Here is a 17,610-nt window from a genome sequence, read left to right on the forward strand (position 1 = left end):
TAGCTATGTGACATAGCTTTCATAGTTGCTATGTCGCATAGTATTTTCTCCTTGACAAGAGCTTTGATCGCGGTGATCGCTGGCAGCATGAACGACACGGCAGATCGCACCAAATCCGGCAAGAGGGTCGCGCCCGAAGACAGGCTGGACGCGCAGATCGGCTACAATCTGCGGCGTGCTTCGGCCCTGGCGCTCAATGATTTCGCGGTCGAGATGGACGATGCGGCGCTGCGCCCAGTCACCTACGGCATGCTGGCGCTGATCGACGAACGGCCCGGCATTCGTGCCGCCGAGCTGTGCCGCCTGCTCGGCATGAAGAGCGCCAACATGGCGCCCCTGCTTGCCGAACTCGAAGAGCGCGGGCTGGTCGAACGCGACGACCATGCGCAGGACAAGCGCGTGCAGGTGCTCGCTCTGACCAAGGCAGCCAAGGCGGCCATGCCGGCATGGCGCAGGCAGGTGCGCCGGCACGAGGACCGGTTCTTGCAGCGGCTGACGAAAAAAGAGCGCGCAACGCTGCTGCGCCTGTTGCGGCTGATCTGGAGCGAGGAAATCGACTGAAGGCAGCCCGAGCGACGCCATCGGCGATTGCCCAAAAAATCCCATCGATTACAGTCAGTCTGCGCAGCAGCTGTCGCTGCGAGGCCGTCGATGACGTTGGGGGGCGAGTTGAGCGGGCTGGTTCGGAAGTGGCTTTTCTGGCAGTTGCTGGCTGGTCTTGCGGTCTTACTTGTCCTTGCCCTGCCGGCGCTGGCCGCCAGCAGCGACTGCGTTAGCGACGACGAGGTTGATGCGGCGGTGCGGATTGCCGCATGCACGCGCATGATCGAAGACCCTACAGAACCCGTCGCCAACCGCGCGACCGCCTATTACAAACGCGGCGGTGCGCGGGAATCGCAAGGCGACTACGACCGGGCGATTGCCGATCTCGACCAGGCGATCGAGCTCGATCCGAAACTTGCCGGCGCCTATTATGTGAGAGGCTTCACATGGATGGACAAGGGCGACAATGATCGCGCCATTGCCGATTTCGGCGAGGTGATCAGTCTCGATCCGACATATGCCAGCACCTACAACAGCCGGGGCGGAGCGTGGGAGAACAAGGGCGACTACGACCGAGCTATCGCCGATTATGATAAGGCCATCAGCCTCGATCCGAAATATTCCAATGCCTACAACAATCGTGGCATCGTCTGGAGAAAAAAGGGCGATATCGACCGCGCCATCGCCGACTACACCCAGTCAATCAGTCTCGATCCCAAACAGACCAGGGCTTATAGCAATCGCGGCACGGCTTGGGAGCAGAAGGGCGACTACGATCGCGCCATTGCCGATTACAATCAAGCGATCAGCCTCGATCCCCAATATGCCTATAATTATGCAAAGCGGGGCATCGCCTGGTCGCACAAGGGTGACAATGACCGCGCCATTGCCGACTACGATCGAGCGATCAGCCTTGGCCTGAAAGACCCCAACGTCTATTACAACAGAGGCCTGACCTGGAGAAGGAAGGGCGACAATGATCGCGCCATCGCCGACTACGATCATGCGATCAGTCTCGATCCCAAGGATCCCGACGCTTACATTGGCCGAGGCGCAACCTGGGCGCGCAAGGGTGACTACGACCGCGCCATTACCGACTACGACCAGGCGATCAGCCTCGATCCCCGAAACGCCAGAGCCTACGTCAACAGAGGATTGGCCTGGAAAAAGAAAGGCGACTACGACCGTGCGATCGCCGACTACGGCCAGGCGATAAGTCTCGATCCGAAGAACGCCGATGCCTATGACAATCGAAGCCTGGCCTGGAAAGCCAAGGGTGACTACGACCGCGCCCTCGCCGATTCCAACCAGGCGATCAGCCTCGATCCGAAAGATGCCAGTGCCTACAACAATCGCGGACTGGCATGGGCACGCAAGGGCGAGCATGACCGCGCCATCGAGGACTACAACCAGGCAATCAGCCTCGACCCGAAAGAGGCCGGCGCCTTCTACAACAGAGGCAACAGTTGGGCGAAGAAGGGGGAAAATGACCGCGCCATCGCCGACTACACGCAGGCAATCGGCCTCGACCCGAAAGACGACAGCGCCTTCTACAACAGAGGCAACATTTGGGCGAAAAAGCGGGACTATGATCGCGCCATCGCCGACTACACGGAAGCCATCAGCCTCAACCCGAAACACGCCAACGCCTATGACAGCCGTGGAATCGCCTGGACGCACAAGGGCGAGTACGACCGCGCTTTTGCCGATTTCAGCCAGACGATCGCGATCGATCCGGCGGATGCCGCAACCTACCGAAGCCGAGCCCGCATCTGGCAGAGAAAGGGCGATCTAGAGCACGCTATCGCCGACTATGACCAGGCGATCCTGCTCGACCCGAAAAGCGCCGTTGCCTACAGCGGCCGGGGCGATGTCTGGTCGACGAAAGGCGACTACGCCCGCGGAGCTCTCGACTACGATCAGGCAATCGGCCTCGATCCAAAACACATCTACGCTTATCTCGGTCGAGGCATTGTCCGTTTCTATTCAGGCGCTTTGTCCGACGCACAGGCCGACTTCGAACAGGGCGCAGCGATCGAGCCCGACAATGCCTATCTTGCGATCTGGCTTGAAATGGCCGAGCGGCGCAACGGCGTGGCCGGCCATTTGCAGCGGGCAGCAGACAAGCTCGACATGACGAAATGGCCGGCGCCGGTTGTCCGTATGCTGCTTGGCCAACAGACGCCGGCGGAGATGGAGGCGGCTGCCGACGATCCGGACCCGATCACGAAGCGCGGCAATCTGTGCGAAGCGAACCTGTTCACCGCCGAGTTCAACCGGTTGCAGGGAAACAACGTCGAAGCCTTGCGGCTCTACCGGCTCGCTGCCAGCGATTGCCCCAGGGACTATTACGAATACATCGCCGCCGAAGCTGCGCTCCGGGCGCCGTGAGACAGGAGCCGGACTTCTTGATGAATTGGGAGGGCGCGTTGGGTCGTCTGGTTCAGGATTGGCGCAGGCTGCCGCGGCTGGCGCCCGCCGGCCTTGCTGTCCTAGTTGTCTCTACGCTTCCCGCGCTTGCCGCCAGCAGTGACTGCGTCAGCGACTACGAGGTCGAGCCGGCGGTGCGGATTGCCGCCTGCACGCGCATGATCGAAGACCCGACAGAGCCGCCGGATAACCGCGCAACCGCCTATTACAAGCGCGGCAGCGTCTTCGGCGCTAGAGGCGATGACGACCACGCGATGGCCGACTTCGATGCGGTGATCGCACTTAATCATCAGCGTTGCAAGAAGATGGCCGCGCGCCGAAGCTGCTAATCTCCCCCCAAGTGGGGGAGATGTCCGGCAGGACAGAGGGGGGCGCGAAGGAACGCTACCTGGCTCAAATTGCCGATGCGCCTGTCAGGAGCCTTCACCGCGCCCGTTCCCTCTCCGCCTTGCCCTTTGCTAGGCTCGCTTCATCCGCAACAGGATCGCGAGAACCATGATCGTCCAGGCCTGCATCAACGGCGCGCGTGCCGCCGATTTTCATCCCACTCTGCCGCTCGACGCCGAAGCCATGGCGCGCGACGGGGCGGCTTCGATTGCCGCGGGCGCGGCCGAACTGCACGTCCATGCGCGCGGAGCCGACAGGCGCGAAAGCCTTTCGCCGGCAGCGATGGATCCGACGATCGCAGCACTTCGCCGCGCCTGCCCCGGCACGCTGATCGGCGTCTCCACCGGCGCCTGGATCGAGAACGACGATACCAGCACGCTGGTCGCCATCGCCGGCTGGCGCGAATTGCCGGACTATGCCTCGGTCAATCTCAGCGAGACGGCGGCGCCCATCGTCATGGAAAGCCTGCGCCAGCGCGGCATTGGCATCGAGGCGGGTCTGGCGTCGATCGCCGACGCCGAGCGTCTCGTCAGCCTCGACCATGGCGGACGCGTGCTGCGCATCCTGATCGAGATTTCGGAGCAAACGCTGGACGAAGCCTTTGCCATTTCGAACGGCATCAAAAAGGTACTGGAACGTGCCGGTATCAGCCGCGCCATCCTGCTGCATGGGTCCGACGCCACGGTCTGGCCTTTCGTGCGCCGCGCCGCGCAGCGCAACTGGTCGACGCGCGTCGGGCTGGAAGACGGCAAGGACCTGCCGGATGGCACGGTGGCCTCCGGCAATGCGGCGCTGGTGGCGGCCGCGGTGGCGATCTTCAGGGCCAGCCGATCGGCGTAGCGGCTGACGAATGCGTCGATAGCGCCTGACCTCGCCCTCGCGAGGGAGATCGCCATGTTCCCGAAGCTGGCACAAGAGCGAGCCGCAACTCCCCTCTTGCTGTTATTAAAAATTTCTCATAGGCTGTTTTCATATATGCAAGAAATTTCCTCCAATTTTTCTCCTTTATGAAAGCCTGGCCTTTTGCGTGAACATCTCGATCAAACCGATCGACGGCTGGTCAAGCTGTTGTCGCAGGATGCTCAGCCGGGCATCAACAAGCTCGCCGAGACGATGGCGATCTCGGTGCCGACGGTGCGCTCGCGGCTGCGCAATCTGCTTGATCGCAACCTGCTGAAAATCGTCGGGCTGCTCAATCTGACAGAGCGCCCGGAGCTGATCTCGGCCATTGTCGGCATCAATGCGCAAGGGCGCGGCCGCGCCCGCGAGCTGGCGCAGCGAATCTCGGAACTGCCTTTCGTCAACTCGGCCTCGGTGGTCACCGGGCGCTTCGACATCATTGTCGACGTCACCGTCGCCGGCGATGTCGCCGACCTCTATCGCATCACGAGCGAGTTGATCCCGGGCGCGGGTATTCCCGGCGAAGTCGTGCGCAGCGAGACTTTCGTCGTCATGGGCTCCTGCAACAAATGGGTCAGCCTTCCCGAAGGCTGCTGGTCGGAAGACGCCCCGGCGCGCAAGGAGCCGGCATGAGAATAGCGGTTCTCGGCGGCCTCGGCCTGCAGGGCCGGGCAGCCATCGCCGATCTCGTCGCCAGCGCCGGCGTCGGGGAAATCGTCTGCGTCGACACAGCCGCTGACGGCCCTGCCCGGCTCGGCGGCCTGACCGATCTTTCTCGCGTGCGTTTCATGGCGCCCGAAGGCGCCATCGGTCCGGCGCTGGCCACTGTGCTGGCCGATGTCGACGCCGTCATCGATCTCTTGCCGCAACCGCTGATGCGCGAAGCGGTGCAGGCCGCGATCGCGACGCGCACGCCGCTGGTCACCACCAATTACGGCAAGGCCATCGCCGATCTGGCCCCCGCAGCCCAACAGGCCGGCGTTTCGATCATGACCGAATGCGGGCTCGACCCCGGCATCGACCTCGTGCTTTACGCGCGCGCCGCAAAGCAATTCGACAGCATTTCCTCGATCGATTCCTATTGCGGCGGCATCCCCGAGCCGAAGGCGATGGCCAAGCCGCTCTGCTACAAGGTGAGCTGGAACTTCGACATGGTTCTGGTCAGCCAGAACCGCGACAGCGTGATGATCGAGGATGGCGAACGCGTCGAAGTGTCGGCCAGGCAGCAGCACGACAACCGCTTCATCCACGAGATCGACGTCGCCAGCCTCGGCCGGCTGGAGGCTTTCCCCAATGGCGACGCGCTGCACTATGTCGAGATGCTTCCCGCGGCCAAAGGCTTGCGGCGCTCGGGCCGCTACACGCTGCGCTGGCCGGGCTGGTCGGCGTTCTGGGCGCCGCTGAAAGAACTCGGCTTCCTCTCCGAAGACAAGGTGCCCGGCACCGGCGCCAGCCCGCGCGAATTTCTCGGCCGGCTGCTCGGCCCGCAACTCCAGTATGGCGCCGGCGAGAAGGACCTTTGCGTGATGCGCAATGTCTTTTCCGGTCTCGAAGGCGGTCGCCGCAAGACGGTGACATCGGACCTGATCATCGAACGCAATCTTGCCTCGGGGCTGTTCGGCATGAGCCTCGGCGTCGGCTATCCCGCCAGCATCGTGGCGCAGATGCTGGCGCGGCGCGAGATCACCACGCCAGGGCTTTTGAACCCGCTGCAGCATGTGCCCGACACCAGCTTCTTCGATGAGCTGGGCAGGCGCGGCATCAGGGTTTCCGAAACGGTGTCCTGGGACTGACGATTTTCGAACGGTGGCGCCGCCGGCAACGGTGCTGCCGCTCAAAAAGAGCCCACGGGAATTCGCGGGCGAAAAATGACAACCACAACGGGAGGAATGCCACATGAAAATTGCAAAGCTTTTTATCGCCGGACTTGCGCTCGCCGGGCTCACCACGGCGGCCAGTGCCGGAACCCTGGACGAGATCACCAAGCGCGGCGAATTGCGTGTCGCCGTGCAGACACAGGGACCGCCCTTCTCGCTGGTCGGCGCCAATGGCGAACGCACCGGCAGTTCGGTCGAACTCGCCGAGCTGATGGCCAAGGAAATGGGCGTCAAGGTCACCTTCCTCGACTATGACTGGGACGGGCTGATCCCGGCGCTGCTTTCGGGCAAGGCCGATCTGCTGGTCGCCGACATGACGCCGACGCTGGCGCGCGGCATGAAGGTCGCCTTCACCACGCCCTATATGTATACGGGCAGCACCGTCTTCACCAAGGCCGACAGCAAGTTCAAGACCACCGAGGACTGCAAGGCCAAGGGCACCAAGATCGCCGTGTTGCTCGGCGCCACCGGCGAGAAGGAAGCCAAGAACGCTTTCCCGGACGCCGACATCAAGAGCTACAAGGGCGGCGGCCCGCTGCTGCTCGACGCCGTCAACAACGGCCAGGCCGATTGCGGCGTCAATGACGTCTCGGCGGTCACAGGTCAGTCTACCGCTTATCCCGCCGGCACCTTCACCATCATGCCGGACCTCCTGTCGAAGGAACCGCTTGCCTTCGCCACCCGCTATGACGAGCCGGACCTGCTGATCTGGATGAACCTGTTCCTCAACCAGGTCACCATCGACGGCCGCCTGCAGAAGAACCTCGACTACTGGGTCAACTCCGACGCCTGGAAGAAGGATCACTGAGGAATAGGAATTGGGGAGTAGGCAGTAGGGGCTAGGCAGTAGGGAGCATCAATTATCCGTTCCTAAAACCTACTCACTACTGCCTACTGCCTATTCCCCATTCACAGCCCATGCTCGAAAACTTCAGCTTCCGCACCATCGTCGAGTATCTGCCGCTGTTCGGGCAGGGTCTGATCACGACCGTCTGGCTGTCGGCGCTGTCCTTTGCCGGTGCGCTTGCAGTCGGCATCGTTCTCGCCGCCATGAACCTGCAACGCGGCCAACTGTTTCGGATTGCGGCCAAGGCCTATATCGACGCCGTGCGCGCCACGCCCTTGCTGGCGCAGCTCTATTTCCTCTATTTCGGCCTGCCGCGTCTCGGCCTGGTCCTGCCCGAGTTGGTTGTCGGCATCATCGCTCTGTCGCTGAACAGCGGCGCCTATGTCGCCGAAATCATTCGCGCCGGCATCCTGTCGATCCCGCGCGGCCAGGTCGAAGCGGGTGTCGCCTCGGGCATGACCTATGTCCAACGCATGCGCCTCGTCATCCTGCCGCAGGCGTTCAAGGTGACGATCCCGCCGCTGCTCGGCCAGGCGATCGTACTGGTCAAGGATTCCGCACTGCTGTCGCTGATCTCGGTGTCCGAACTGACGCGCGCCGGCCAGTTGCTGGCGTCCGACCGCTTCATGCCGGCGGAAGGTTTTCTCACCATCGCCGCTTTCTATCTGCTGCTCTACTACGGACTGAAAGGACTGGCGGCGCTGTCCAGTCGCTGGCTCGGCTTGCAGCCGGCAAGGAGCAGCACATGATCTGGCAGCAGCTGCAAAGCCTCGCCGGCAGCTATCCCCTCGCCTTGCGCGGCCTCGGCATGACCGTGATGTTGTCGCTGATCAGCCTGGTGCTGGGCACGGCTCTCGGCTTCGGCCTCGGCATATTGCGCACCGGCGGCAACCGGCTGATCTCAAGCGTCATCGGCGCCTGGGTCGACCTGATCCGCGGCACGCCGTTCCTGGTGCAGATTTTTCTGATCTTCTTCATCCTGCCGGAATTCGGCATCGAGCTCGACGCCTTCACCGCCGGCATCATCGCGCTCACCAATCTCGCCGCTTGCTTCATCTGCGAGATCGTCGCCGCCGGGATCCGCTCGGTGCCGACCGGCCAGGTCGAGGCAGCGCTTGCGTCGGGCCTGTCACGCTGGCAGCGCATGCGCCAGGTGGTGCTGCCGCAAGCGATGCGCATCGTTTTGCCGCCGCTGGTCGGGCAATATGTGCTGTTGATCAAGGATTCTTCCGTCGTCTCCGCCATTGGCCTGACCGACCTCACCCGCGTCGGCTGGCTGGTGGTGCAGCGCGTGCCGAACGGCCTGCTGGTCTTCTTCCTCGTCGGCGTCGGCTATTTCATCGTCTGCTATCCGCTGATCATGCTCGCCCGCCGGCTGGAGCGCCGCATGGGCGCGGCGCATGGCGAGGTGCAGCTGTGACATCGAACCCCAAAGGGTGCACGAATATGAGCACGCCAAGCCAGGCCAAACCAAACCTGACCACAACGGGCATGATCGACTTTCGCGGCGTCAACAAATGGTTCGGCGCGCTCAACGTGCTGAAGGACATCACGCTGAGCGTCGAGCCGCGCGAAGTGGTGGTCGTCTGCGGCCCGAGCGGCTCGGGCAAGAGCACGCTGATACGCTGCATCAACGGCCTGGAGGCGATCAAGGACGGCGACCTCATCGTCGACGGCCAGCGCCTCGGCGACCCCGCCACCAACATGACGCAGTTGCGCACCGAGATCGGCTTCGTCTTCCAGTCGTTCAACCTCTACCCGCACAAGACAGCGCTGGAGAATGTCACGCTGGCGCCGATCCATGTGCGCAAGATCCCCCGCGCCGAAGCCGAGCAGGCCGGGCGCGACTTGCTGGCCAAGGTCGGTCTCGCCGACAAGGTCAATGCCTATCCCTCACAGCTGTCCGGCGGCCAGCAGCAGCGCGTGGCGATCGCGCGCTGCCTCGGCATGCGGCCCAAGATCATGCTGTTCGACGAGCCGACCTCGGCGCTCGACCCCGAGATGATTTCGGAAGTGCTCGACGTGATGGTCGCGGTGGCCGAAGAAGGCATGACCATGATGGTGGTGACGCACGAAATGGGCTTTGCCCGCAAGGTGGCGCAACGCGTGGTGTTCATGGACGCCGGCGCCATCGTCGAAAGCGGCACGCCGGAGGAGTTCTTCTCCGCCCCCAAGACCGACCGCAGCCGGGCTTTTCTGAGCAAGATTTTGAGGCACTAGAGGAGAGACAAAAACTCGTCCATGCGCGCGCATATCGGGTCAACCGCCAAAAACGTCTGGAAATGATTGCATCCGACGAGTTCGAGATAGTCGGCGCCGGCAAGGGCGGCAAAATCACGGACTCTCGGACACATCGAATCCGCCTCGCCGCTGATCGCAAGAATGGGTCGATCAAAGCCGACAAACGGCGCCGACCGATCGGGCCGGTCCAGTGCAACGGATGCTCGCAAGGCCTCAAGATCATTGCTTCTGAGTTGCCTGATGTTCCCGTCTGTCAACGGCCAGTTCTGGGCGCGCAGATACGAGATCCAGGGTTCCATGTCGACGCTCGTGACCGCCCTGAGCAGACTCAGATCCTGACCGAAGGGATGTGCGCCGTTGACGACAAGTGAGCGCACCCGGTTCCGGTGATGGGCAGCGAACGCCAGCGCAATCGTGCCGCCCAAGGAATGCCCACAGATGTCCGCCTTCGCTGCGCCGATGTCATTCAGAACAGCAGCGACATCTGTCGCGCATCGTGCGAGGTCATACGCTTCGGGCGCATGCGGCTTGTCGCTTCTGCCGTGACCGCGACCGTCGATCAGTATCAGTTGCCGCCCTGCCAACCGCTCGACGTAGCCTGCCTCACGCCAGATCGTGAGATCTGCTGTAAAGCCGTGCAGCAGCACAAGCGGTCTTCCCGTCCCGACCACCTCATAGGCAATGCGGGTTCCGTCTCCTGAGACAGCAAACATGATCATTCCTTTGTAGAGCGCTGTGCTTCACAACCGACATCGAGAGTTGTGAGCGTCACCCTGCACAGGGAGTGTCCCCTGATCGTCCCCGGCTGCGCGTCAGCTGTTTCGTGCAAACGCGCTGATGGTGTCGAGCAGCGGCTGCTGGTCGCCGACCCAGAACCAGTGGTCGTCACCGGCAAGCTCGATGAAACGTGCGTCCGGGATTTTGGCTGCGAGGAACCGTCCGGCCTCGATGCGCACGGCGCGGTCGCCGGAGCGGTGCAGAACCATCGTCCTCGCCGAGACTTTTGCCAGGAGATGGCGGACATCGGTATCACGCAGCGCTTCGAGCAGGCCTGCGACCGCGCCGGGACTGGAGGCTGCCCTGAGCAATCCGGCCCACCAGCTCTGCGCCTGGCGGTCTTCGGCCAGGCTCGGTGCGAATGTCTGGATTTCCGCCGGGCCACCCCAGCCGGCGAGCAGGCGTTGCTTCCACAAATCGTATTGCGCGGCGGTCAGCGCAAAAGGATAGTCGGGTGTGCGGCTGCCCTTCGCCAGGGACCCCCACAGAACAAGGCCGACCAGGCGATCGGGGTGGTCCACGGCGAAGCGGACACAACCCGGCCCACCCTCCGATGCGCCGATGAGCAAGGCCCTACGGCTACCGGCTGCATCCATGACCGACAGAATATCCTGCGCCGTCGCTTCAACAGTCGGGCGGGCACCGACGCGATCGGAAAGTCCCATGCCGCGCCGGTCGAAAAGGATAAGGCGGCCGAGACGCGAAACCGCGGTGATCCAGGAGCGGCAGCTTCTGTCTTCCCAAACCCGCTCGACATGCGAAATGAACCCCGGAACAACCACGATATCGATCGGGCCGCTGCCGACGATCTGGTAGGCGATATGGACGCCGTCCACGTCGACATAGCGGGTTCTGGGCACGTCCAGGCTAATATCGCGCGTTGGCTCGTGCAGCAGGGCAAGCGTGGCGGAGTCCGGCGCTATGCCGAGTTCTTCGCGCAGCAAGCGAACACAGGTCTCGGCCTGGCGCTCGGCTGCCGCCCTGTCTCCGGCCGCCAGGTATGCGCGGATCAGGTGGCGGTGCGCGCTTTCGCTCAAAGGGTCCAGTGCCGCAAGGCGCGTCGCGTGCACGACCGCGCTGCGCGGCTCGCCGCCGGCGATCTTGGCTTCGACGAGCCGCTCCAGCGCCTGCACCAACCGGCTGCGCAGGGCCTCGCGCCTGAAGAAGACCCATTCCTCGAATTCCAGACAGTCCGGCAGTGAAAAGCCGGCGAGATAGTCGCCCTTGTAGGTGTCGGCGGCCGCGTCGAGAGGGCCGACATCACAGGCATGCTCGAAAACCCTGGAGTCGACCTCGACGGACAGCGCCGGGTGCAGGCTGAGCGATGTGCCGCTGGCGGCGATAACATCCCTGCCGAATGCGATGCGGGTTTTATACAGCGTGCGCCGAAGCCGTGCCCGTGCGGCTTCCTCGTCGGTTTCGGGCCACAACAGTGTAGCGGCAACCTCGCGCGCCACGGGCCTACCGGCCTCGGCAAGGTAGATGACGAGCGCGGCTGCCTTGCGCAAGGCAAGCTCCACCCGCCGCCCGTTCAGACGGAACTCCGGGAAACCCAGAAGTCGGAACTCTAATCGCTCCATCGATCCGTATGCGTCGAGCGGGGACGTTGAGGGGACGCAGGCCTTCTATCCATCCCCACGACGTTGGGCCGATTTGGCCCGTCTGAAGACAGACTTGGAGCGATAAATGTCACTGGTCAATACTCTCACCTGTCAACGCATACCCGAGGCTGGCGGCCCTGTCGGGGTATCGAACACCGGGCAAGGAGGCTGAGACATGTGCCAATCCTGTCTCTCCTGGTACGCACGCTGCGTTGCTCCCTACTTTGTCCACGCCGGCTGTTCGGCCAACGCATTCGCCCACATGCGAAGGCGCATGATCCCGCAGGCAGAGGGCATTGTTGTGGAAGTCGGCTTCGGGTCTGGCCTGAACCTTCCCTACTACGACCCGGCCAAAGTGGAGCGGCTGGTGGGCGTCGATCCCGACGGCACGATGCTCGGCCTGGCCGAACCGAAGAGCCGTTCCATGCCCTTCGATGTCGAATGCCTTCGGGCCAGAGGCGAAACTCTGCCATTGGCCGATGACTTTGCCGACACGGTCGTCGTCACCTACGCTTTCTGCACCATTCCGGACCCGGAAGCGGCGCTGAGCGAAATCCGGCGCATCTTGAAGTCAACCGGCCAGCTGATCTTCATCGAGCACGGCCAGGCCGAGGGGCCGCGTTGCCGCAGGTGGCAGGAGCGCCTGAACCGGATGTGGGGAGTGCTCGCCGGCGGCTGCCAGCTCAATCGCGATCCATTGCGTCTGGTCGGCGGGGCCGGCTTTCGGCTCGTCCATGGGGAGCGCCGGCGATTTCCGCTGCTCTTCTGGCAGCTGGGAAGTCACTACGCCGGGGTCGCGGTCCCACCGCCGGGTTGACTGCGTCTTCAGTCAAACGTCGACAGCGGCTCTGCCTTGATCTCGACCCAGTCGCAGCGCCGGCTGTCGTGATAGAAGGACTGGAAGGGCGGCGGGAAGGACGGATCGGCGAAGGCGCCGACGGGAATGGCGATCACACCGGGCTGCGTGTCAATCCGGTAGTGGACGCTGGCGCCGCACTGCGGGCAGAAATCGTAGATGACGCGGCCGCCCTGCTCACCGGTGCGGATGAACTGCGTCGACTTTCCTTCGACCGTTACATCGGCTTCGGCAAACCGGACATTGTAGCTGAAGGCGCTGCCGGTGCGGCGCTTGCAGTCCAGGCAGTGGCAGACCGAGATGCGCACCGGCTCGCCCGAACAGACGGCTGACAACTGGCCGCAGAGACATTGCGCGCGGCGCGTGACCATGGCTTGCTCCTCCCTCGAAGGACGTTACTGCGTGTCGGCGCCGGCCCTGAGCTCGGTCCTTTTCTCTTCCGACATCATAGCCAGATCCAGCACCTTCTGCAGTTCGGCGGCATGATGGAATGACGGTTCGGTCTGCACGCCGCTTGCGACCGCATCGACGAAGCGCTGGTAGTTGGTCGGCACGGTGCCGGCGTCGATCACCTGCCATTTGGCGGTCTCGATATCCTCGCCGATGCACGCCTTCAGCTCCGAGCCCTCCAGATTGTGCACGACCTCGATGCCGCCCTTGTCGCCATAGATGCGCAGGCGCAGTTCGTTCATATGGCCGGTCGCCCAGCGACTGGCATGCACGACGCCAAAGGCGCCGTTGGAAAAATCCAGCGTCATGGCGAAACTGTCATTGGCGTCGAGGTCGTATTCGCCGATGCGGTTGCCCGGCGCCTTGTCGAAGGCGCGCAGCCGGCAGAAGACGTGGTCGATGTCGAGTGCGGCGCCATAGCTGGCGAAATCGAGGATGTGGATTCCGACATCGCCGAGCACGCCGTTGGAGCCGTGGCTGCGCGACAGCCGCCACAGCCATTTCGGATCGGTGCGCCAGTCGCCCCAGAATTTCGACACCAGCCAGCTCTGCAGATAGGACGCCTCGACATGGCGGACGGTGCCGATGTCGCCAGCCAGCACCATATGCCGCGCCTTCTGCAGGGGAGCGACGTTGCGATAGGTGAGGTTGACCATGTTGACGATGCCAGCGGCTTGCGCCGCGTCAGCCATCTCGCTCGCCTTGCCGAAGTTTTCGGCCAGCGGCTTTTCGCACAGCACCGGCTTGCCGGCGGCGATCAGCGCCATGGTTGTCGGATGGTGGATGCGGTCGGGCGTGACGTTGGCCACGGCATCGAAGCCGCCCCAGGCAAGCGCTTCCTCCAGCGATGTGAAGCGTTTCGGAATCTTGAAGCCGTCGGCGAATTCACCGACACGCTTGGCGTCGACATCGACGGCGGCGACGAGGTCGACGCCCTTGATCTTGCCGAACTGCCGGGCATGTTCCTGCGCCATCCAGCCGGTACCGAGTATCAAAAGCCGCATTTTCTTACACTCCGAGCGAATTGGTTCGATTCAAACATATGAGACAAACGCGGTCTAGCCGAATCCATAGGGAAGCCGCCGCGCCTTTTTCCTGGGGTTGTTTTAGCGGAAGCCGGCCTCGCCAGAGGCATGCAGCTTGCCGCCGCGCTCGACGATCGGCTCCAGCGCTTTCTCCACAGGCACATTCGGCGCGTCGAGAATGGCTGACTTGGTGCCTTGCGGGTTGTGCGCCCACTTCACCGCGTTGCGCAGCACCTTGTGCACAGTGGCGTCATGATAGGTCGGATAGGTCTCATGACCCGGGCGGAAGTAGAAGACGTTGCCGGCGCCGCGACGGTAGGTCAGCCCTGAGCGGAACACCTCGCCGCCCTGGAACCAGGAGATGAAGACCGTCTCCAGCGGCTCCGGCACGGCGAACTGCTCGCCATACATTTCTTCATTCTCAAGCTCGAAAAACTCGCCAACGCCTTCGGCGATCGGATGGCTGGGGCTGGTGACCCAGAGCCGCTCGCGCTCGCCTGCCTCCCGCCATTTCAGCGTGCAGGGCGTGCCCATCAGCCGCTTGAAGATTTTCGAGAAATGGCCGGAATGCAGAACGATCAGCCCCATGCCTTCCCAGACACGGCGGGCGACGCGCTCGACGACTTCGTCGGCAACCGCGCCATGGTCCTTGTGGCCCCACCAGACCAGCACGTCGGTCTCGGCCAGGCGATCGGCCGGCAGGCCATGCTCGGGCTGTTCGAGCGTGGCGGTCGAGGCGGAGATCGCCTTGTCGGCATTCAGCGCCTTGGCGATGGTCGTGTGCATGCCCTCGGGATAGAGGGCGGCGACCACTTCATTGGTCCGCTCATGGATGTTCTCGCCCCAAACGACAGCGCGTATTGTCATGATGTCCTCTTGACTGTTTGAAGCTGGAGCCGCCGCGGTCCACTCATAGTATCCCCAGCCGGAATTGAAAACGCTTTCAATGCCGGCTGCTGACAATTGCGGAGAACGTCGAGATCATCGATCTCGGAGTAGCCTTGCGGAAAATACCATTTTAAACAGGATGATAGAGGCTCATCCTGCTAAACCGATTCAGGCGCGGCTGCCATTCGAGGCGACTTGCTTCAGCGTTTTCGACATGCGCGGCACCACGACGAGGCGCTTGATCTTGCCCTTCTTGTAGGCGGCTAGGAAGCGCGCATAGTCCTTGAAGGCCACGCAGCCATGGGATTCCGCACGGCCGCCGCGCAGCAGGTAGGAGTGGGCGAGCAGGCCGGCGCGGCCATATTGGTTGCTGCCGCTGGTTGGGGTGAGACGTATCGCCTCGACACCGTAGAAGCGCGATTCGCGCAGCTTCAAGTCATAGGTGCCGGGCGGTGTCGGGCCGACATTCTTACGGTTGGCGTAGCGCGGCTGGTCGGCCATCGCGCCAATTCCCGAATGCGCCTCGAGCCGCGAGCCGTCCGGCATGTAGACGGTCTTGGCCGAGATATCGTAGATGGCGACGCCGTTGCCCATGTTGGGCGTGGCGAACAGATCCTTGAAGGCCCGGCCGACACCGCCAGCCGGGACATCCGGTTTGGCATAGGCCAGCATCTCGCCGGCTTGCGCCTTCACGCGCTTGCCCGGCTTGGTGCGAATGGTCTCGCTGCCTGGCACGCCCGGCAGTGCGGCGACGTCCTGGGAATTGCGCGGTGAGCGCGGTGACACAAAGCCTGGCGACTGGGATGCCGCGGTCCCGGCCGCCCTGTCGGTCTGTGGCTTGGCCGCCTGAGGCTTGGCCGCTTGTGCCCTGGGTTTGCTGGGCGCCTCGGCAGGCTGAGCGGTTTCGGCGCGCGGACGCCGACCCGGCAGCGCAATGCTGCCCGGCAGATCGTCCTGCGGCGGCAACGAAGCGACCTGAACCTCGGCCTGCTCAGGATCTTGCGCACTGGCGATTGCCGCGACGGCCGGCGGCGGCGCCAGCATATCAGCGCCTTCCGGCAGACTGTTCGCGAGCGCGAGCGCCAGGCGGGACGAGCGTTCGACCTCGGCCACTTCCGGCCCAAAGCGCTCCGAGGCCGGGCCATTCTGGTCGGGCATGCGGACTTCGGCGAAACGGGCAGCGGCCGGAAGGCTGGCAAGCATGAAGGGCGCATTCGAGGCCTTGGCGAAGGCTGCGGCCAGCTTTTGCGGCGACAGCTTTGCCTTGGCCACCACGCCGTCAAAGCGCGCATCGCGCGGGGTGACAAATGCGATGCTGGTGTTTGGTGCGGCGCCGGTGTTTGCAGCGATCGTGTTTGTGGCGGCCGGCGCTGCATCGTGGGCGGCGAGGTGCAGCCGCGCCGTCTTACCGTCATGCGCGAAGCTGGCGGCAGCGCGCCTGCAGCCGGCGTCGCATTGGCTGAGCAGCGAGGCCTGGAACTTTTGCGCCGAAAGCCGCGGCGCCCACGAATTGGCGAGGCTGCGGCGCGAATCGGCAAGTGCAGCGTTTGGCAGAAGCAGGCTTTGCGGAAGGCTGCTGGACGCGGCGGTGAGCGAGGTGCCCAGCGAATAGAGGCCGGCCATGGTCGCCACCGACCACAGCGCAAGGGCCGCGCCGACGACCGGCACCACCACCCAGCGCTGGCCGGATCTCTTCGAAGTCAAATCCCGTTCAGGATTGTCGCCCCGGTTTTTCAAACGCAAAAACGCCATACAACCACTCTCAATCGGCATGCAGGCTTGCGACCCTCGCATCCGTGACATCCACAGTTCGCTGGTGCCCCCTGCACCTTTCGCGTCTGTTGCCGATTGAATCAAAAGATGGACAAAGTTGGTTAACCAATCCCTCCATCAGCCACCGATTATACGGTGCCCGATACGAAAAAAGAGATCTCCATGGTCTCTGCCACGGTAGAAATGCTCTCCCTCACCTCGCCCTTGCTGCCCGTTTTTGTGATCCAAGTCAAGAAAACGCTGCGTCAGGTCTCTGCAAGCCTGGGCTGACTGCCCGCCGATCGACTGTTTCAAGCAGTTGACCTTCCGGTGGCTGGAAGGTCTATCCGTCTCCGAGACAGAGGCCTCCGACGACGGATTTTTATCGATGCGTATCGCCATCACGACCGAAGAATCCGACCTCAAATCGAACTCCTGCTGCGGCTGGCTGATCACGGATGGATGGGGCGGCGAGGACATGGCGCGGTGAGATGGACTGTGAAAGCGGCACTGCCGTGGCTGGTCTGTGCCCTCACGATGGCGGCCTCCGCCGGCGACGGGCCGATTGTGAAAGCGCGCCAAGCGTCGATGAAGGAGATGGCGGCGGCGGCGAAAACCATCGCCGGCATGTTCGACGGCCGGCAAGCCTATGACACCGCGACTTTCAAGGCGGCGGCGCAAACCCTGCGCGCACGCACCGGCCCTGCCCTGATTGCCGAGTTTCCGAGCGCATCGCTGGGGCCACCTTCGCAGGCCAGGCAGGAGATCGATCAGTCGCGGGCGGACTTCGAAGCGCTGGCAAATCACATCGGGACGCTGGCCAGCGCGCTGGCCGCCAAGGCCGAAAGCGCTCCCGCCGTCATCACCAACGACATGCGCATGGGTGCCGGTCTGGCGATGGGCGGCGGCAGCCTGCTCGGCAAGCGCGCGACCCCAGCGGATCCGGCCAAACTGCCGGCGGAGCATATTCTGCACCTTATCCTGCAGGATTGCTCGGCCTGTCATTCGAAGTTCAGGCAGAAGGCCGAGTGAGGCT

At 63.4% G+C, this 17,610-nt stretch carries 19 protein-coding genes; 13 read left to right on the forward strand and 6 right to left on the reverse strand.

The features are described 5' to 3' along the window. Positions 1-87 precede the first annotated feature (87 nt). The 10 genes from AC1DZ8_RS26305 to AC1DZ8_RS26350 all read left to right on the forward strand — a co-directional run bounded on the left by AC1DZ8_RS26305 (position 88) and on the right by AC1DZ8_RS26350 (position 9,204). Positions 88-561, forward strand: coding sequence for a MarR family winged helix-turn-helix transcriptional regulator (locus AC1DZ8_RS26305; RefSeq protein WP_477301692.1), 474 nt, complete (start codon positions 88-90; stop codon positions 559-561). 90 nt (positions 562-651) lie between these two features. Next, entirely contained in the window at positions 652-2,934 is a 2,283-nt protein-coding gene (locus AC1DZ8_RS26310) for a tetratricopeptide repeat protein (RefSeq protein WP_477301693.1), read from the forward strand. A 17-nt stretch (positions 2,935-2,951) separates the two neighbouring features. Continuing rightward, on the forward strand, positions 2,952-3,302 hold the full coding sequence (locus AC1DZ8_RS26315) for a tetratricopeptide repeat protein (protein ID WP_477301695.1): 351 nt from the start codon (positions 2,952-2,954) through the stop codon (positions 3,300-3,302). A 166-nt stretch (positions 3,303-3,468) separates the two neighbouring features. Then, positions 3,469-4,200, forward strand: coding sequence for a 3-keto-5-aminohexanoate cleavage protein (locus AC1DZ8_RS26320; RefSeq protein ID WP_477301697.1), 732 nt, complete (start codon positions 3,469-3,471; stop codon positions 4,198-4,200). A 183-nt stretch (positions 4,201-4,383) separates the two neighbouring features. Next, positions 4,384-4,893: an Lrp/AsnC family transcriptional regulator gene (locus AC1DZ8_RS26325; RefSeq protein ID WP_477301699.1), complete on the forward strand. Its 510-nt coding sequence runs from the start codon at positions 4,384-4,386 to the stop codon at positions 4,891-4,893. Beyond that, on the forward strand, positions 4,890-6,053 hold the full coding sequence (locus AC1DZ8_RS26330; RefSeq protein ID WP_477301700.1) for a saccharopine dehydrogenase C-terminal domain-containing protein: 1,164 nt from the start codon (positions 4,890-4,892) through the stop codon (positions 6,051-6,053). Before AC1DZ8_RS26325 ends, AC1DZ8_RS26330 begins: the two co-directional genes overlap by 4 nt. A gap of 103 nt (positions 6,054-6,156) precedes the next feature. After that, on the forward strand, positions 6,157-6,945 hold the full coding sequence (locus AC1DZ8_RS26335; protein WP_477301703.1) for an ABC transporter substrate-binding protein: 789 nt from the start codon (positions 6,157-6,159) through the stop codon (positions 6,943-6,945). A gap of 110 nt (positions 6,946-7,055) precedes the next feature. Further along, positions 7,056-7,733, forward strand: a complete 678-nt coding sequence (locus AC1DZ8_RS26340) for an amino acid ABC transporter permease (RefSeq protein ID WP_477301705.1) — start codon at positions 7,056-7,058, stop codon at positions 7,731-7,733. Next, on the forward strand, positions 7,730-8,404 hold the full coding sequence (locus tag AC1DZ8_RS26345) for an amino acid ABC transporter permease (protein ID WP_142869840.1): 675 nt from the start codon (positions 7,730-7,732) through the stop codon (positions 8,402-8,404). Before AC1DZ8_RS26340 ends, AC1DZ8_RS26345 begins: the two co-directional genes overlap by 4 nt. 71 nt (positions 8,405-8,475) lie before the next feature. Continuing rightward, positions 8,476-9,204 (forward strand): amino acid ABC transporter ATP-binding protein, encoded by a 729-nt coding sequence (locus tag AC1DZ8_RS26350; protein WP_477301970.1) that lies wholly within the window; start codon positions 8,476-8,478, stop codon positions 9,202-9,204. On the opposite strand, the gene AC1DZ8_RS26355 is transcribed toward AC1DZ8_RS26350, so the two are convergent. Continuing rightward, positions 9,201-9,938 carry an alpha/beta fold hydrolase gene (locus AC1DZ8_RS26355; protein ID WP_477301707.1) on the reverse strand — a complete coding sequence of 246 codons (738 nt, stop codon included), beginning with the start codon at positions 9,936-9,938 and terminating at the stop codon, positions 9,201-9,203. The two genes, AC1DZ8_RS26350 and AC1DZ8_RS26355, sit on opposite strands and share 4 nt — an antisense overlap. A gap of 99 nt (positions 9,939-10,037) precedes the next feature. Further along, positions 10,038-11,582 carry a bifunctional AfsR/SARP family transcriptional regulator/alpha/beta hydrolase gene (locus tag AC1DZ8_RS26360; RefSeq protein WP_477301709.1) on the reverse strand — a complete coding sequence of 515 codons (1,545 nt, stop codon included), beginning with the start codon at positions 11,580-11,582 and terminating at the stop codon, positions 10,038-10,040. Positions 11,583-11,877: 295 nt separating this feature from the next. Here AC1DZ8_RS26360 and AC1DZ8_RS26365 point away from each other — a divergent pair, with 295 nt between their 5' ends. After that, positions 11,878-12,420 (forward strand): class I SAM-dependent methyltransferase, encoded by a 543-nt coding sequence (locus tag AC1DZ8_RS26365; protein ID WP_477301711.1) that lies wholly within the window; start codon positions 11,878-11,880, stop codon positions 12,418-12,420. Between the two features lie 8 nt (positions 12,421-12,428). Here AC1DZ8_RS26365 and AC1DZ8_RS26370 read toward each other — a convergent pair whose 3' ends face one another. From AC1DZ8_RS26370 to AC1DZ8_RS26385, 4 genes are all read right to left on the reverse strand, one after another. After that, positions 12,429-12,830 carry a GFA family protein gene (locus AC1DZ8_RS26370; protein ID WP_477301713.1) on the reverse strand — a complete coding sequence of 134 codons (402 nt, stop codon included), beginning with the start codon at positions 12,828-12,830 and terminating at the stop codon, positions 12,429-12,431. A 24-nt stretch (positions 12,831-12,854) separates the two neighbouring features. Further along, entirely contained in the window at positions 12,855-13,913 is a 1,059-nt protein-coding gene (locus AC1DZ8_RS26375; RefSeq protein ID WP_477301715.1) for a Gfo/Idh/MocA family protein, read from the reverse strand. A gap of 102 nt (positions 13,914-14,015) precedes the next feature. Continuing rightward, positions 14,016-14,801 (reverse strand): ThuA domain-containing protein, encoded by a 786-nt coding sequence (locus AC1DZ8_RS26380; protein ID WP_477301717.1) that lies wholly within the window; start codon positions 14,799-14,801, stop codon positions 14,016-14,018. A 189-nt stretch (positions 14,802-14,990) separates the two neighbouring features. After that, on the reverse strand, positions 14,991-16,526 hold the full coding sequence (locus AC1DZ8_RS26385) for a DUF2778 domain-containing protein (protein ID WP_477301719.1): 1,536 nt from the start codon (positions 16,524-16,526) through the stop codon (positions 14,991-14,993). 204 nt (positions 16,527-16,730) lie between these two features. Here AC1DZ8_RS26385 and AC1DZ8_RS26390 point away from each other — a divergent pair, with 204 nt between their 5' ends. Both AC1DZ8_RS26390 and AC1DZ8_RS26395 read left to right on the forward strand, forming a co-directional pair. Next, positions 16,731-16,865: a hypothetical protein gene (locus AC1DZ8_RS26390; RefSeq protein ID WP_477401860.1), complete on the forward strand. Its 135-nt coding sequence runs from the start codon at positions 16,731-16,733 to the stop codon at positions 16,863-16,865. 195 nt (positions 16,866-17,060) lie between these two features. Continuing rightward, positions 17,061-17,606: a cytochrome c gene (locus tag AC1DZ8_RS26395; RefSeq protein WP_477301721.1), complete on the forward strand. Its 546-nt coding sequence runs from the start codon at positions 17,061-17,063 to the stop codon at positions 17,604-17,606. Positions 17,607-17,610 lie beyond the last annotated feature (4 nt).

The sequence above is a fragment of the Mesorhizobium sp. P2_F7 genome (genome assembly GCF_056403695.1).